Source organism: Bradyrhizobium tropiciagri (assembly GCF_018130505.1).
Lineage (GTDB): Bacteria > Pseudomonadota > Alphaproteobacteria > Rhizobiales > Xanthobacteraceae > Bradyrhizobium > Bradyrhizobium tropiciagri_B.
Genome location: NZ_JAFCKH010000011.1, coordinates 164,855 through 180,893 on the forward strand (window position 1 = coordinate 164,855; position 16,039 = coordinate 180,893).

General features: G+C 64.9%; 15 protein-coding genes. 5 read left to right on the top strand and 10 right to left on the bottom strand.

Annotated elements, in window-relative coordinates:
- The first annotated feature begins 285 nt into the window (after positions 1 to 285).
- Positions 286 to 1,890 (top strand): MDR family MFS transporter, encoded by a 1,605-nt coding sequence (locus JQ633_RS26820; protein WP_211988103.1) that lies wholly within the window; start codon positions 286 to 288, stop codon positions 1,888 to 1,890.
- Positions 1,891 to 1,924: 34 nt separating this feature from the next.
- Positions 1,925 to 2,383, top strand: a complete 459-nt coding sequence (locus JQ633_RS26825; protein ID WP_211988104.1) for a carboxymuconolactone decarboxylase family protein — start codon at positions 1,925 to 1,927, stop codon at positions 2,381 to 2,383.
- Positions 2,384 to 2,526: 143 nt separating this feature from the next.
- On the opposite strand, the gene JQ633_RS26830 is transcribed toward JQ633_RS26825, so the two are convergent.
- The 7 genes from JQ633_RS26830 to JQ633_RS26860 form a co-directional block, all read right to left on the bottom strand.
- Entirely contained in the window at positions 2,527 to 3,387 is an 861-nt protein-coding gene (locus tag JQ633_RS26830; protein ID WP_211988105.1) for a D-amino-acid transaminase, read from the bottom strand.
- A gap of 210 nt (positions 3,388 to 3,597) precedes the next feature.
- Complete coding sequence (locus JQ633_RS26835; protein ID WP_211988106.1) at positions 3,598 to 4,329, bottom strand: amino acid ABC transporter ATP-binding protein; 732 nt, start codon at positions 4,327 to 4,329, stop codon at positions 3,598 to 3,600.
- Positions 4,330 to 4,404: 75 nt separating this feature from the next.
- Positions 4,405 to 5,097, bottom strand: a complete 693-nt coding sequence (locus JQ633_RS26840) for an amino acid ABC transporter permease (protein ID WP_211988107.1) — start codon at positions 5,095 to 5,097, stop codon at positions 4,405 to 4,407.
- Positions 5,098 to 5,099: 2 nt separating this feature from the next.
- On the bottom strand, positions 5,100 to 5,831 hold the full coding sequence (locus JQ633_RS26845; RefSeq protein ID WP_211988108.1) for an amino acid ABC transporter permease: 732 nt from the start codon (positions 5,829 to 5,831) through the stop codon (positions 5,100 to 5,102).
- 307 nt (positions 5,832 to 6,138) lie between these two features.
- On the bottom strand, positions 6,139 to 7,050 hold the full coding sequence (locus JQ633_RS26850; RefSeq protein ID WP_211988109.1) for an amino acid ABC transporter substrate-binding protein: 912 nt from the start codon (positions 7,048 to 7,050) through the stop codon (positions 6,139 to 6,141).
- Positions 7,047 to 7,940, bottom strand: a complete 894-nt coding sequence (locus JQ633_RS26855; protein ID WP_211988110.1) for an alpha/beta fold hydrolase — start codon at positions 7,938 to 7,940, stop codon at positions 7,047 to 7,049. Before JQ633_RS26855 ends, JQ633_RS26850 begins: the two co-directional genes overlap by 4 nt.
- Positions 7,937 to 8,353, bottom strand: a complete 417-nt coding sequence (locus JQ633_RS26860; RefSeq protein WP_211988111.1) for a hypothetical protein — start codon at positions 8,351 to 8,353, stop codon at positions 7,937 to 7,939. The genes JQ633_RS26855 and JQ633_RS26860 overlap by 4 nt, the downstream gene beginning before the upstream one ends.
- 371 nt (positions 8,354 to 8,724) lie before the next feature.
- On the opposite strand from JQ633_RS26860, the gene JQ633_RS26865 reads away from it, so the two are divergent.
- The 3 genes from JQ633_RS26865 (at position 8,725) to JQ633_RS26875 (ending at position 11,856) form a co-directional block, all read left to right on the top strand.
- Positions 8,725 to 9,690: a tripartite tricarboxylate transporter substrate binding protein gene (locus JQ633_RS26865; protein ID WP_211988112.1), complete on the top strand. Its 966-nt coding sequence runs from the start codon at positions 8,725 to 8,727 to the stop codon at positions 9,688 to 9,690.
- Positions 9,691 to 9,852: 162 nt separating this feature from the next.
- A complete protein-coding gene (locus JQ633_RS26870) occupies positions 9,853 to 10,338 on the top strand; it encodes a tripartite tricarboxylate transporter TctB family protein (protein ID WP_211988113.1) in 486 nt (161 codons plus the stop codon).
- Positions 10,339 to 10,347: 9 nt separating this feature from the next.
- Positions 10,348 to 11,856 carry a tripartite tricarboxylate transporter permease gene (locus JQ633_RS26875; protein WP_211988114.1) on the top strand — a complete coding sequence of 503 codons (1,509 nt, stop codon included), beginning with the start codon at positions 10,348 to 10,350 and terminating at the stop codon, positions 11,854 to 11,856.
- Positions 11,857 to 12,053: 197 nt separating this feature from the next.
- Here JQ633_RS26875 and JQ633_RS26880 read toward each other — a convergent pair whose 3' ends face one another.
- The 3 genes from JQ633_RS26880 to JQ633_RS26890 form a co-directional block, all read right to left on the bottom strand.
- On the bottom strand, positions 12,054 to 12,899 hold the full coding sequence (locus JQ633_RS26880; RefSeq protein ID WP_211988115.1) for an IclR family transcriptional regulator: 846 nt from the start codon (positions 12,897 to 12,899) through the stop codon (positions 12,054 to 12,056).
- Between the two features lie 196 nt (positions 12,900 to 13,095).
- Positions 13,096 to 14,379, bottom strand: a complete 1,284-nt coding sequence (locus tag JQ633_RS26885; protein ID WP_211988116.1) for an MFS transporter — start codon at positions 14,377 to 14,379, stop codon at positions 13,096 to 13,098.
- A 220-nt stretch (positions 14,380 to 14,599) separates the two neighbouring features.
- Complete coding sequence (locus tag JQ633_RS26890) at positions 14,600 to 15,982, bottom strand: M20 family metallopeptidase (RefSeq protein WP_211988117.1); 1,383 nt, start codon at positions 15,980 to 15,982, stop codon at positions 14,600 to 14,602.
- Between the last annotated feature and the right edge of the window lie 57 nt (positions 15,983 to 16,039).

The window sequence follows — 16,039 nt, forward strand, 5'->3', positions numbered from 1 at the left end:
GTCGGTCGCGCTTTTCTGTCGGCGAGTTCGCTTCGCCTCTCCCGCTTGCGGGGGAGGCCACATTGCATCGCAGATGCGATGCGGGTGGGGGCTGTCTCCACGGCATGACTCGCGGAGAGAGCCCCCACCCCAACCCTCCCCCGCAAGCGGGAGAGGGAGCTGACAGGTGTGCTCGCCTCACGACTTCGCCGATTATCAATCGCCGCCTGACAATCCTTCCAATCTTTCTCCGATTATCGAAACCGGCCGCCTAATGCATCTTCTCGATGCAAGCCAGGATACTCCATGACCGCGCCCAACCCTCCAGCCAACGACGCCGCCCTCCCCGCGGCGGCCCCGGCCACACCCGCCGTGCCCGCAAAAATCTGGATCGCGGTGGTCGGCGCCAATCTCGGCGCGTTCATGGCGGTGCTCAACATCCAGATCGTCAACGCCTCGTTGGCCGACATCCAGGGCGCGATCGGTGCCGGCATCGATGATGGCGGCTGGATCTCGACGTCGTATCTGATCGCCGAGATCATCGTGATTCCGCTGAGCGGCTGGCTTGCCCAGGTGTTCTCGATCCGCCGCTATCTCCTCGCCAACGCGATCCTCTTCCTGGTGTTCTCGGCGGCCTGTGCGCTGGCGCAGAACCTGCCGCAGATGATCGTACTGCGCGCCATCCAAGGTTTTAGCGGCGGCGTGCTGATCCCGATGGCGTTCACGCTGATCATCACGCTGCTGCCGAAGCCGAAGCAGCCGATCGGGCTGGCGCTGTTCGCGCTCTCGGCGACGTTCGCGCCGGCGATCGGCCCGACCATCGGCGGCTATCTCACCGAGAACTGGGGCTGGGAATACATCTTCTACGTCAACCTCGTGCCCGGCGCGATCATGATCGGCATGCTGTACTTCTCGCTCGAGCCGAGTGCGATGAAGCTGTCGCTGATCCGCCAGGGCGACTGGCTCGGCATCGTCACGATGGCGATCGGGCTTGCCGCGCTGCAGACCGTGCTCGAGGAAGGCAACAAGGACGACTGGTTCGGCTCGCCCTTCATCGTCAGGCTCTCGGTGATCGCCGCCGTCGCGCTTGTCGCATTCCTGGTGGTCGAATTCACCGTCGCAAGGCCGCTGCTCAATCTGCGCCTGCTCGCGCGGCGCAATTTCGGCTTCGGCATGCTGGCGAACTTCCTGCTCGGCATCGCGCTGTACGGCTCGGTGTTCATCCTGCCGCAGTATCTGTCGCGCATCCAGGGCTACAACGCCGAGCAGATCGGCATGGTGCTGGCCTGGACCGGATTGCCGCAACTGCTGCTGATCCCGCTGGTGCCGCGGCTGATGCAGCGCTTCGACGCCCGCATCCTGATCGGCATCGGCCTCGCGCTGTTCGCCGCCTCGAACTTCATGAACATCTATCTGACCAACAACTATGCCGCCGATCAGCTGTTCTGGCCCAATGTCGTGCGTGCGGTCGGCCAGGCGCTGGTGCTGGCACCGCTGTCGGCTGTCACAACCGCCGGCATCGAACTCGAAAATGCCAGTTCGGCCTCCGCGCTATTCAACATGATGCGCAATCTCGGCGGCGCCGTCGGCATCGCGCTGCTGCAGACGCTGTTGACCAAGCGCGAGCAGTTTCACTCCAACGTGCTGACCCAGCAGGTCTCGCTGTTCGACGAGGCGACCCGGACGCGGATCGCGCAGCTGACGCAGTATTTCATGAACCACGGCATCGCCAACCAGTTCGACGCCACCAGGCGCGCCCTCGTCGCGATCGGCAAGATCGTGCAGAAGCAATCCTACATCCTCGCCTTCAGCGACACCTTCTACCTGCTCGGCGTCGCGCTGATCGTGGCGCTGATCGCCGGACTGTTTCTGAAGCGGCCCGGCCAGCTTGCCGGCGGCGGCGCGCACTAGCCATCATTCATTCCGCAAGCAATGGAGAATAACCATGAAGCCCCGCATGAACTTCTACCAGGCCGCCCCGGAGACGATCAAAGCGCTGGTCGCAGTCGAAAGCCAGATCAGCGCCAGCGGTCTCGAGCAGTCGCTGATCGAGCTGGTCAAGACCCGGGCGTCGCAGATCAATGGCTGCGCCTACTGCATCAACATGCACACCGACGATGCCCGCAAGCATGGAGAGAGCGAGCAGCGGCTCTATCTGCTCAACGCCTGGCGCGACTCGCCGCTCTACTCCGACCGCGAGCGCGCCGCGCTGGCCTGGACCGAAGCGCTGACGCTGGTGTCGGAGACGCATGCGCCGGATAGCGACTACGAGGCGGTGCACGCGGAATTCTCCGACGCGGAGCTCGCCAATCTCACCGCGCTGATCGGCACCATCAACGCCTGGAACCGGATCGCGATCGGCTTCCGCGCGGTGCATCCGGTAAAGGTGAAGGTCGCGGCGTGAGGGTGGTGCTGCCGGCCATCGGTCATGCCCCGCTTCATGCGGGGCATCCAGTACGCCGCGGCCTTCTCGGCTCAAGAACGACTGTCTCTGGAATACTGGATCGCCCGGTCGAGCCGGGCGATGACACCGCGCATGCGGAACGACTATACGGCCGTCGCTTTGGCGAACTCGACGTAGATCTCGCGCAGGCGGTCGGTCATCGGGCCGACCTTGCCGTTGCCGACCTGCTTGCCGTCGACCGCGACAACGCCCTGCACGAACACCGAGGCGCTGGTGATGAAGGCTTCCTTGGCCGCGAGCGCCTCGGCGACGGTGAAGGCGCGCTCCTCGATGCGGAGCTGGCGCTCCTCGGCGAGCTTGACCACGGCCTTGCGAGTGCAGCCGGGCAGGATCTCGGTGCCGTTCTGCCGCGTCACGATGACGTCGTCCTGGGTGACGATGAAGGCCGAGGACGAGCCGCCCTCGGTGACCTTGCCGTCCTCGAGCATCCAGGCCTCGCCGGCGCCGGCTTCGGCGGCGGCCTGCTTGGCCAGCACCTGCGCCAGCAGCGCGACGCTCTTGATGTCGCGGCGCTCCCAGCGGATGTCTGGCACCGTGATGACGTTGATGCCGGCCTTCGCCGATGGCGCGTTGATGATGTCCTTCTCCGAGGTGAACATGACCAGGGTCGACTTGACGTCGGCCTTCGGGAAGGCGAAGTCACGCCCGGTGTCGGCGCCGCGGGTGACCTCGAGATAGACCATGCCGTTGACGAGGTTGTTGCGCGCGACCAGTTCCTTCTGGATCGCCTCGATCCGCTCGAGCGTCTCCGGCAGCCTGAGCTTGATCTCGCCGACCGAGCGCTCCAGCCGCGCCAGATGCGAGGCGCTGTCGATCAGCTTGCCGTCGAGCACCGCGGCGACCTCATAGATGCCATCGGCGAACAGGAATCCGCGGTCGAAGACCGAGACCTTGGCCTCCGAATGCGTCACGAAGGCGCCATTGACGTAAGCGATCTTTTCCAAGGGAGTGCTCCTGCGGACGATAGGCTGTTTCAGGACTTCGTATACGCAAATTGCGGGCGGGGATAAACCCTCTCCACGTCGTCATTCCGGGGCACGCCGTCAGGCGTGAGCCCGGAATCCATTGCGCCGTAGAACATGGGCCCAATGGATTCCGGGTTCTCGCTGCGCGAGCCCCGGAATGACGATGTGGGGGGGCCGGTGCCCCAAGCCCTAGTGCTGCAGGATCTTCGACAGGAACTTCTGCGCGCGGTCGCTGCGGGGCTTGCCGAAGAAGTCCTCCTTCTTGGCGTCCTCGACGATCTCGCCACGGTCCATGAAGATGACGCGGTCGGCGACCTTGTTGGCAAAACCCATTTCGTGGGTCACGACCATCATGGTCATGCCCTCGCGGGCGAGGTCGACCATCACGTCGAGCACCTCGCTGATCATTTCAGGGTCGAGCGCCGAGGTCGGCTCGTCGAACAGCATCGCGATCGGGTCCATCGCCAGCGCCCGCGCGATCGCGACGCGCTGCTGCTGGCCGCCGGACAATTCCGCCGGAAACTTCTTGGCGTGATCCTTCAGCCCGACCCGCTCCAGCAGCTTCATGCCCTTGGCCAGCGCTTCCTCATGCTTGCGGCCGAGCACCTTCTCCTGCGCGAGGCAGAGATTGTCGACGATACGCAAATGCGGAAACAGCTCGAAGTGCTGGAACACCATGCCGACCCGCGAGCGCAGCTTCGGCAGATCGGTCTTGGGGTCGTTGACCTTGACGCCGTCGAGGATGATCTCACCGCCCTGGATCGGCTCCAGCGCATTGACGCATTTGATCAGGGTGGACTTGCCCGAACCGGAGGGACCGCAGACCACCACGACCTCGCCCTTGGCGACGCTGGTGGTGCAGTCCTTCAGCGCCTGGAAGCTCGGCCCGTACCATTTGTTGACGTGCTTGATCTCGATCATGAGCTCTCAACTTGTTAGTTTGGGCATGACCTTGTCGGAAAACCGGTTCCCACTTTTCCGGGTCATGCCCTCTCGCTACCGAACAATGGCGATGCGCGTCTGCAGGCGGCGGACGCCGTAGGACGCGACACAGGAAATGACGAAGTAGACCAGCGCGGCGAACAGATACATCTCGACCAGGCGGCCGTCGCGCTGTGCCACCTTGCTGGCGGCGCCGAGGAAGTCCGGGATCGACAGCACGTAGACCAGCGAGGTGTCCTGGAACAGCACGATGGTCTGGGTCAGCAGCACCGGCAGCATGTTGCGGAACGCCTGCGGCAGCACAACGTAGCGCATGGTCTGCGCATAGGTCAGGCCGAGCGCGCTGGCCGCCGCCGGTTGGCCGCGCGAGATCGACTGGATGCCGGCGCGCATGATCTCGGAGAAATACGCCGCCTCGAACGCGATGAACGTGATCAGCGAGGAGGCGAAGGCGCCGACCGTGATCGGCCGCGACGCGCCGGTCAGCCACTGCCCGATATAGGGCACCAGGAAGTAGAACCAGAAGATGACAAGCACCAGCGGCAGCGAGCGGATGAAGTCGACATAGAAGCCCGCGATGCGCCCGAGCAGCTTGTAGCTCGACAACCGCATCAAGGCGATCAGCGTGCCGAACACCAGGCCGCCCAGCGTTGCGAGCGCCGTCAGAGTCAGCGTGAAGCGCATGCCCTCGAGGAACAAATAGGGCAGCGCGCGGCGGATGACGTCGAAATCGAAATTGCCGAGCATCGTCATTTGCCCGTGATGTAGCCGGGGATCGCGACATAGCGCTCGAGCATGCGCATCGCGGTCACCACGACGAAATTGAGGAGCAGGTAGAGCACGGTTGCCGCCGTGAACGCCTCGAACACCTGGAACGAGAATTCCTGCATCGAGCGCGCCTGCCCGGTCAATTCGATCAGGCCGATGGTGATGGCGACCGCCGTGTTCTTGATGGTGTTGAGGAACTCGGAGGTCAGCGGCGGCAGGATGATGCGGAACGCCATCGGCAGCAGCACGTAGCGATACATCTGCACCGTGGTCAGGCCGAGCGCGGTCGCGGCCTGCTTCTGCCCGCGCGGCAGCGAGCCGATGCCGGCCTGCAGCTGCACGGCGACGCGCGCCGACATGAACAGGCCGACGCCGATCGCCGCGGTCCAGAACGCCGCGTTCGGCAGTTGCTTCAGCCACAGCCCGGCCGCCCGCGGCAGCAATTCCGGCAGAACGAAGAACCACAGGAACAGCTGCACCAGGAGCGGCATGTTGCGGAAGAACTCGACCCAGCAGAATCCGATCCACGATGCGGTGCGCGACGGCAGCGTGCGCAACACGCCGATCACCGAACCCGAGACCAGCGCGATGATCCAGGCGAGCAGCGCCGTCTTGATGGTCACCACCAACCCGGCCAGCAACAGGTCGAGATAGGTGCCCGTCCCCATCGGGTTCGGCTCAAGGAAGATGTGCCAGTTCCAATTATAGTTCACAGGTCCCCCGCGCAGCCGGATCACGGCGACGTATGTGCATCGAACGCTTATGCACCAACACTATGCAAATGTCCGGCCATTCTCCTCCAAAAATGACCGGACTTGCGTATCTCTTCGCCTCGCCCCGCTTGCGGGGAGAGGCCGGATCACATCGCAAGATGCGATCCGGGTGAGGGGGGCTCTCCGCGAGTCCGATTTTCACCGTCTTCGCGGAGAGAGCCCATCACCCTGACCCTCTCCCCGCGAAGGGCGGGGAGAGGGAACGGAAGCAGCTTTCGTCGCTTGTGCGACTCACTCGTCACGAGACTTACTTGTAGCTGTCCGGATCCGGCGAGTCCGACGGCTTGGCGAACTCGTTCTTCAGCTCCGGCGCGAGCTCCACCTTGAGGTTCAGGCCCTTCGGCGGAATCTTCTGGTTGAACCACTTGTCGTAGATTTTGGCGGCTTCGCCGCTGGTGTAGAGCTGGGCGGTGGCGGCGTCGACGACCTTCTTGAACGGCGCGTCATCCTTGCGCAGCATGATGCCGTAGGGCTCGGGCTTGGAGAACGCGTCCTTGGAGATCACGTAGTCGTCCGGCGACTTCGAGCCGGCGACGAGGCTCGAGAGCAGGATATCGTCCATCACGAAGGCGACCGCGCGGTCGGTCTCGACCATCAGGAAGGCTTCGGCGTGATCCTTGGCCGGGATGATGTTGGCGCCGAGGTTGCGCGCGACGTTGGCTTCGGTCAGCTGTTTGATGTTGGTGGTGCCGGCGGTCGAGACCACCGTCTTGCCCTTGAGATCGTCGATCGACTTCAGCCCGCTCGACTTCTTGAAGACGTAGCGGCTGGCGGTCAGGAAGTGGGTGTTGGTGAAGGAGACCTGCTTCTGGCGCTCGGCATTGTTGGTGGTCGAGCCGCATTCGAGGTCGACGGTGCCATTGGCCATCAGCGGGATGCGGGTCGCCGAGGTGACCGGGTTGAGCTTGACCTCGAGCTTGTCGAGCTTGAGCTCCTTCTTCACCGCGTCGACGATCTTGTAGCAGATGTCCATGGCGTAGCCGACGGGCTTCTGGTTGTCGTCGAGATAGGAGAACGGGATCGAGGAATCGCGGAAGCCGAGGGTGATCGCGCCGGTGTCCTTGATGTTCTTCAAGGTGCCGGTCAGTTCCTGGGCCTGCGCCGAGCCTGCGCCAAGCGCGGCGGCGAGCGCGAAGCCGATCAGGTATTTGCGTGTCATACGTCTACTCCTTGCGTGGAATCGGTCGATTGCGTGAGAATGTCGGCGAGCACGGGGGCGATGTAGCGGCGAAACTGTTCGGGATTCTCGCTCATCGGGAAATGACCGAGCTTCTCCATGATCGTGACGCTGGCGCCCCCTATTGCCGCTGCCGTCCGCCTCGTATCCTCGGGCGTGCAGGAGAAATCATACTCGCCCGTGAGCAGATAGAGCTTGCATACTTTAGTATCGATTGACCCGACCCGTCCGCGCAAGTCGCCATCGACACGGTAGAAATACAGGTCACCCTTGAACACGCCGGGGCCGCCCTGCTTGTAGGCCCATAGTGTTTCCATCCGCGCCGCCGGCGGGCTTTGCGGGGCGACCAAGCCCGACACCAGCGCGGCGCAGACCTCGCCGCCGTGGACGTCGGGGCGGTTCAGCCAGCTGGTGTCATACCACGGCGCCTGGAAATCGGCCGCCTCGAGCCCGACCAGCGCGCGGAATTCGCGCGCATGTTCGATCGCAAGGTTGAGCACGATGCGGCCGCCGATCGAGCAGCCCATCACCACCGGCTTCTCCAGCGCCAGCGCACGGCAGAAGGCGCGGATGGTCTCGGTGTAGCGTGCGGTGGTGAGCTGGTATTCATCGCCGGTCCAGCTGATGGGCGGATTCGACTTGCCATGCCAGGGCATATCGAAGGCAATGATGCGGAAATTTGAAGCAAACTCGCCATCCGCGAGCAGATGCCGCCACTGCCGCCCGTCGGACCCCGCGGTGTGCAGGCAGACCAGCGGAATGCCCTTGCCGTTCTCCTCGAAATAGATGCGGTGCAGCTCGCCGCCGATCTCGACGTGAACGTAGCGGCCGACCATCGGCTCAATATGACCGTGCTCGATCCGGCCGCTCATGAGGCGGCCGTCGCGAATTGCCGCCGCGGCAGCGCCAGCAGGTCCTTGAAATACTGCAGATGCGTCATGAACGGATAAAGGTCGCCCTCCAGCACCGCCTCGCCGCGCTTGGTCAACGCCAGCAGATCGTGCCAGCCGGGCTTCGGCTCGGCCTGCCAGTACGCCACCCAGGCTTGCGGCGTCGCGCGATAGGCGAACCGCCAGGAGCGCATCAGGATCGGCGCCTGTGTCAATTCGACGATGCGGCCGGCGCGGATCGACGCGTAAAACGGCCGCTGCATCGGACCGATCAGGCAGTCGCAATCGAGCAGCCGCCCGCGGGCGATGAGCGCCGGCGTCTGGTCCAGCAGCGCGGCAATGCCGGGAAACGTCCTGATGACGGCGTCGTCGGTGGCGTCAGGCGATGGCGTCATCGGTCGGGCAGCGATCCTGCGGCGAGAGGTGCCATGATGACTGGAAGCGTGCGGTCTCGCAAGGGACCCATGCTTTTGGGTTCCTTTGATTATTCGCTTGACCAAAAAGCCGTATGCCGGTCAGCGCGCGGCCCGGAGGACAGCTCGGCAGCGCGCCCGTCATTGTGCAAAATCCCGGGCTAATTCCGTGGCTCGGCACATCGCCGCAGACGAATTGTCGCAGTTGCCGCGGCAGGGTCAATTCGCGCTTCCGTTGCCCGCTCCGTTCTGTCCAATGCGCCTTGATGTCCCTGCGATGACGGGGACAACGACGCCAACACAAAACAAGACCGGCGCGCGATCGCAACGCGGCCGCAAGGGAGAGACCAGGAATGTCCCAGCGCAATCGTTTGATGGTCCTGCTCGCCGCCGCCGGCATGCTGTTTGCTGCGTCGGCGCAGGCGCAGGATTATCCGACCAAGCCGATCACGCTGATCGTGCCGTGGCCGGCCGGCGGCTCGACCGACATCTCGATGCGCGCGATCGCCGAAAGCGCTTCCAAGGTGCTGGGCCAGCCGATCACGATCGACAACAAGGCGGGCGGCGGCGGCACCGTCGGCCCGGCCACCATGGCCGCTGGCGCCAAGCCCGACGGCTACACCATCTCGCAGATCCCGATCACCGTGTTCCGCCTGCCCTTGATGCAGGAAGTGTCGTGGGATCCGTCGAAGGATTTCTCCTACATTATCCACCTCACCGGCTACACCTTCGGCGTCACCACCAGCGTGGAGGGGCCGTTCAAGAGCTGGCAGGACGTGATCGACTTCGCCAAGAAGAACCCCGGCAAGGTGACCTACGCGACACCGGGCACCGGCACCTCGCTGCATATCGGCATGGAGCAGATCGCCGCGATGGCCGGCATCAAGCTCACTCAAGTCCCGTTCAAGGGCGGTGCCGAGACCAACGCCGCGGTGCTCGGACAGCACACCATGCTGCAGGCCGATTCCACCGGCTGGCGGCCGCTGGTCGACGCCGGCAAGCTGAAGCTGCTGATGGTGTGGACCGGCGCGCGCTCGCCGAACTACCCGGATGTGCCGACGCTGAAGGAGCTCGGCTATCCCATGGTCTACGACTCGCCGTTCGGCATCGCCGGCCCCAAGGGCATGGACCCCAAGATCGTCGCCAAGCTGCACGACGCCTTCAAGAAGGCGGTCGAGGATCCGGCAGTGATCGCGACGCTCGCCAAATACGACATGGTGCCGAACTACAAGAACACCGAGGACTACAAGAAGTTCGTGGTCGAGGTCACCGATTCCGAGCGTAAGGTGATCGACAGCTTGGGGCTGGCGAAGAAGTAGGCCAAAGAACCATTGGAGGCACCACGAGCGCTGGCGTCATCCTGAGGTGCGAGCCGCGCTTGCGGCTCGCCTCGAAGGATGGACACGGGCACCGTCGCCCTTCGAGGGCTACGCTGCGCTTCGCCACCTCAGGGTGACGGTGAACTAACAGCGAGCGCATCGATGAACAACGACAGCAACGTCAAACTCCGCCTCAACAACTCCGAGCTCTGGGGCGGGCTGATCGGGCTTGCGCTCGGGCTCTTCGTGATCTGGTCGGGCCTGAAGCTGAAGCTCGGCACCATCAACGATCCCGGCTCCGGCTATGTGCTGTTCTACACTGGCATCCTGATGTGCCTGTTCGCGGCCAGCATCATCCTCGCGGCGGTCACCGAGGGCGGGCCGAGCTTCGCCTCGCGCTGGGAGAATGCACGCTGGGGCAAGCCGGTCGTGGTCATCCTCTGCCTGACCGCATTCGCCTTCGCGCTGGAGCCGCTCGGCTTCCTGCTGTCGGCGATCCCCTTGATGCTGCTCCTGCTGCGCCTGATCGATCCGGTGCGCTGGCCGGTGGCGATCCCGATCGCCATCCTGGCGCCAGCAGGCATGTGGTGGGTGCTGAAGCATCTGCTCGGCATTCAACTGCCGCACGGCATCTTCGAGATCGGCTGAGGCGCGGTGATGGATACTCTTGCCAACGTCGCCCACGGCCTCGGCGTCGCGCTGCTGCCGATCAACCTGCTCTACTGCTTCATCGGCGTCTTCATCGGCACGCTGGTCGGCGTCCTGCCGGGCATCGGCCCGATCTCGGCGATGTCGCTGCTGCTGCCGGTGACGCTGTCGGGCACGCCCGAGTCCGGCATCATCATGATGGCCGGCATCTATTACGGCTCGATGTATGGCGGCTCGACCACCTCGATCCTGGTCAACATCCCCGGCGAGGCCGCCTCGGTCGTCACCTGCATCGATGGCCACCAGATGGCCAAGCAGGGCCGCGCCGGCCCCGCGCTCGGCATCTCTGCATTCGGCTCGTTCATCGCCGGCACCTTCTCGCTGATCGCCCTGATGCTGGTGGCGCCCTCGCTCGCCGGCATCGCGATCGCGTTCGGGCCTGCCGAATATTTCAGCCTGATGGTGCTCGGCCTCGTGGTGCTGACCTTCCTCACCCAGGGCTCGATGGCCAAGGCGCTGCTGATGGCCTGCATCGGCGTCGTGCTCGGCCTGGTCGGGCTCGACAGCATCACCGCGCAGCCGCGGCTGACCTTCGGCCGCATCGAGCTGATCGACGGCATCGGCCTCGTGCCCGTGGTGATGGGCCTGTTCGGCGTCGCCGAGGTGCTGCTCAATACCGAGCAGGCGATCAAGCGCGACATCATCAACGCCAAGATCACCCAGCTGCTGCCCAACAAGGAGGACTGGAAGGCCAGCGCCGGACCGGTGGCGCGCGGCACGATTCTCGGCTTCTTCCTCGGCATCCTGCCCGGCGGCGGCGCCGTGGTGGCGTCGTTCGCCTCCTATGCGCTGGAGAAGCGGCTGTCGAAGCATCCGGAGCGCTTCGGCCACGGCGCGATCGAGGGCGTCGCGGGACCTGAATCGGCCAACAATTCCGCAGCCGGCGGCGCCTTCATTCCGCTGATGACGCTCGGCATCCCGCCGAACGTGGTGATGGCGCTGCTGCTCGGCGCCTTCGTGATCCACGGCCTGCAGCCGGGACCGCTCATGATCTCGCAGAACCCCACGCTGTTCTGGGGCATCGTCGCCAGCATGTATATCGGCAATCTGATGCTGCTGGTGCTCAATCTGCCGATGATCGGCATGTGGGTGCAGCTGCTGCGGCTGCCCTACAACGTCCTGTTCCCGCTGATCATCCTGTTCACCATCATCGGCGTCTACTGCTCCAGCAACAACGTGTTCGACGTCTACGTCATGATCGCGTTCGGCGTGATCGGCTATTTCATGCGCAAGCTCGGCTACGAGCCGGCGCCGCTGGTGCTCGCCTTCGTGCTGGGGCCGATGCTGGAGAACAATCTGCGCAAGTCGCTGATCCTGTCGCAGGGCGATCTCATGACCTTCGTGCAGCGGCCGATCTCGGCCGTCTGCCTCGCCTTCGCCGCCGTGCTGCTGATCGGCCCGCTGCTGCCGTCATTGCGCAAGAAGCGTGAGCTGGTCGCGCTGGATGAGGGGGCTTAGGACGCAGTTGGATAGGTAAGGCTGCCCCCGCGTCGACGGTGTGCTCCCTCTCCCCGTTCTTCACGGGGAGAGGGTTGGGGTCAGGGGCTCTCTCCGCGCAAAGACTGACCATCGGGCTCGCGGAGGCTCCCCCTCACCCGGATCGCATCTGCGATGCGATCCGACCTCTCCCCGCAGGCGGGGCGAGGTGAAACGAGCTACCCCGCCTTCATACTCCGCCCGTTCTTCGGCGCCTGCGCCATTGCGCGGGCGAGCACCTGGGCTTCCTTCTTCAGCATATCGGCAAGCTCGCCTTCGCGGCGGCGGATGCGGTCACTGGCGGCACCGATCGAGAGTGCGGCGACCACCTCGCCGGTCTCGTCGCGGACCGGGACGCCGACGCCACCCATGCCGGGAAATGCCGCGTCGATCAGCACGGTGTGGCCGGCCTTGCGCGCGACGGCGATCTTCTCGCGCAGGAATTTCGGCGTGATGCGCGGCGACTTGGCGAGGCGCGGCACGATCACCTCGATCACGGCCTCGATCTCGGCGTCCGGCAGCCATACCAAGAGCGCCAGCGCGCCGGCACCGACGCCGAGCGGACGGCGGCTGCCGATCTGCAGATAGTTCGGCTGCAGCGGATTGCTGCCGACCGAGCGCGCCAGATACAGCGCCTCGACGCCGGAGCGCACCGACAGCAGCGCGGTGTCGGCCGAGCGCTCGGACAGCCGGAGCAGGCTCGGCTGCGCCAGCTCGGCGATATCGACCGAGCGGCGCGCGCCGACCGCCATCACCCGCGCCTCCTGGCCGAGCTCATAGGTCTTGGCGCCCGAGACCCGGCTGACGAACCCCTCCTCGATCAGCGAATTGAGGATGCGCAGCGTGGTCGCCTTGTTGAGCGAGGTGGCATCGGCGATGTCGGTGAGACGCAGCGGCGAGCGCTGCGCCAGCACGCGCAGCACCGCACAGACCTTCTGGATCGCGTTGAACTTGTCGCCCTGGCCCCCCTCCGACGGCGCCCGCTTCCGGGCCGCCCGTGCGGTCGCAGTCGTGGACGCGTTCATGCCTGCCCTCAATCGCAACTCTTGATCAGCCAACATCCTAGAGCGGATGATGGCGGCACGACATCGTATACTTTCGTCAGATGAAACTTTGATTTCAACTATCTGCGCTGCTCTGCAGCAATGCGATGCAGCACTTTTCGTGGCACGAAATCCGCTTTTTCACCTCTCCCCTCAAGAGCGGGGCGAGGGCGAACAGCTACGCCAACCGCAGCCTACGGATCGTCAACAGCGTGCCGAGGCTGAGGATGCACACCGCGGTGAGGTAATAAGGAGGCGCAAGTTCGCCGATCATGGCAAAGCCACCCATCCAGGTCATGATCGCCGGGCCCATGCCGCCGAACAAGGTGACGCCGATATTGTAGCTGAGGCCGAGCCCGGTGGCGCGCGTCGCCGGCGGGAACAGTTCCGACATCAGCGCGGCGAGCGGGCCGTAATAGAGCGATTTGAGCACGCCGAGCCAGAGCACGCCGAGCAGGATGGTCGTCGGCGTCGGTTTGCCGGTCAGCATCAGGAAGGCCGGGAAGATTGACACCAGCAGCAGCAGTGCGAACAGCAGCATGTGCGTGGTGCGCCCGATCCGGTCGGACACCAGGCCTGCGATCGGCGCGAGGATCGCGACCGCGGTCTGCGCGACCAGCGAGGCGACGAAGCCGACCGACGGCGCGAGGTTCAGCGTCTTCACCACATAGGTCGGCATGTAGACGATCAGGTAGTTGACCGCGGTCGACACCGCGAGCGCGCCGATCGCGAGGATGGTGGCGAGCTTCTGCCGCGCGAACACTTCCCTGACGGGCGACTCCTGCTTGCCCGCCGCCGGCGGCGTCGCATCGTCGACATGGTTGCGGATGTAGATGCCGACCGGGCCGATCAGGACGCCGAACAGGAACGGCAGCCGCCAGCCCCAGGACTGCAGATCGTCCGGGCTCATCAGCGTGGTCAGCAGCGCGCCGAAGCCGGCGCCGAGCAGGCCGCTGACGCCCTGGCTCGCGAACTGCCAACTCGCGACGAAGCCGCGCCGCTCCGGCATGTGCTCGACCAGGAACGCGGTCGACGAGCCGAACTCGCCGCCGGCCGAGAAGCCCTGCACCAGCCGCGCCAGGATCACCGCGACCGGCGCGAGGATGCCGATGCTCTGATAGGTCGGCATCACCGCCAGCACCATCGTGCCGATTGTCATCAGCACGATCGACAGCATCAGCGACGCCTTGCGGCCATGACGGTCGGCATAGGCGCCCAGCACCACGCCGCCGAGCGGGCGGATCATGAACGACAGGCCGAAGGTGCCGAATGTCAAAAGCAGCGAGGTGGTCGGATCATTCGCCGGGAAGAACGCCTTGGAGAGGTAGACCGCGAAATAGGCGTAGACCGAGATGTCATACCATTCGAGCGCATTGCCGATCGAGGTCGCAACGATCAGGCGGGTGATGTTTTTCCTGGTGGCAGTTTCGGCCTGCGTATTAACGGGCGTCGATAGTGTCATCTCATTTCCTTGGCCATCTCTCTTCAGCTCTCCCGCCTGCGGGGAGAGGTCGTATTGCATCGTCAGATGCAATCCGGGTGAGGGGGTACAGGTTTCACCTATAGCTCGCTCGTGGAGAGAGCCCCTCACCCCACCCTCTAAGAGCGAGCTACGCTCGTCTCGACCCCGCAAGAGCGGGGCGAGGGAGCCTACGGGGCTTTGCTTGGCGTAACGGCCTGGGTCACTTCCGCGGCGCCTCGCCGAGATCCCAGAACAGGCCGGCCATGATGGTCAGCGCCTCCTCGGTCACCGGCAGCAGGATGTGCTCGTCGGGGGCGTGCTGCGAGCAGCCGGGATAGGAATGCGGCACCCAGATCGTCGGCAGGCCGAGGCCTTCGGAGAACACGTCGTTGGGCAGCGAGCCGCCGAAGTTCGGCAACACCGCGGGAGCCTTGCCGGTGGTGGTGCGGATCGAGTTGGCCGCCCAGTCGATCCACGGGCTGTCCATGTCGGTGCGCGAGGCGCCGAAGCGCTGCGCGCCTGACACTTCCACCATCGGAAATCCGTTGCCGTGCAGATGATCGCGCACCGCGTCGATGACTTCGAGATAGCGCGTGCCGACCACGAAGCGGAGCTGCAACACGGCGTTCGCCTTGCCGGGGATCGCGTTCGCCGGCTTGTCGATATTGCCCGTCGACATCGCCAGCACTTCGAGCGTGTTCCAGGCGTAGAGCCGCTCGGCGGCGGTGAGGCCCTCCTCGCCCCAATCCTCCGCGAGCTGCGGTTCATCCGCGGACGGTTCGATCTTGACGTCGGCGAGCGCAGCGCGGACGCGATTGGAGATCGGCGGCGGCTTGAGGATCTCGAGCTTCATGCGGCCCTTGCCGTCGACGAGGCTCGCGATCGCATTGCAGAGGATCGTCGCGGGATTGGCGAGCACGCCGCCCCAATTGCCGGAATGGTTGCCGCCGTCGCGCAGATTGACGTCGAGATGGAGGCGGTTGCCGCCGCGGCAACCGAGGAAGATGGTCGGCCGCTCGGCCGAGAGCCGCGGCCCGTCGGACGCAATGAACAGATCGGCCTTCAGCTCCTCGCGATGCGCCTCGCAGACCTCGCGCAGATCGGGCGAACCGATCTCCTCGCCGGTCTCTATGATGAATTTGGCGTTAAAGCCGAGCTTGCCGCCGCGCGCCTGCTTCACCGCGCGCAGCGCCGCCATGTTGATCGAGTGCTGGCCCTTGTTGTCGGCGGTGCCGCGGCCGTAGACGCGCTCGCCCTTGACCGTGGTCTGCCACGGATTGAGCCCGTCGCGCCATTCGCCGACCATGCCGTCGACGACGTCGCCATGGCCGTAGGTCAGGACCGTCGGCCGCGCGGCGTCTTCCTGGTAGTCGGCGATCAGATACGGCCCGCGGCCGGTCGGCGATTCGATCAGACGGGTCTTGAAACCGAGCTCGGCAAAGGCCGGCTGCAGATTCTCGGTCAGATAGGCACGCAGCGCGTCGGCCTTGTCGGCGTTCAGGCTCTCGGTCTGGTAGCCGACCCTGCGGTTAAGCTCCTGCAGGAACTGCCCCGATTGAAAATGCTCTCGCACGTTTGCGATCGCGTCGGCCCGTGTCGCCATGACTGTCCCTTTGAAGTAACGCCTGAGGCGCGCAACCTATCGGGATCGGGTCGCGGC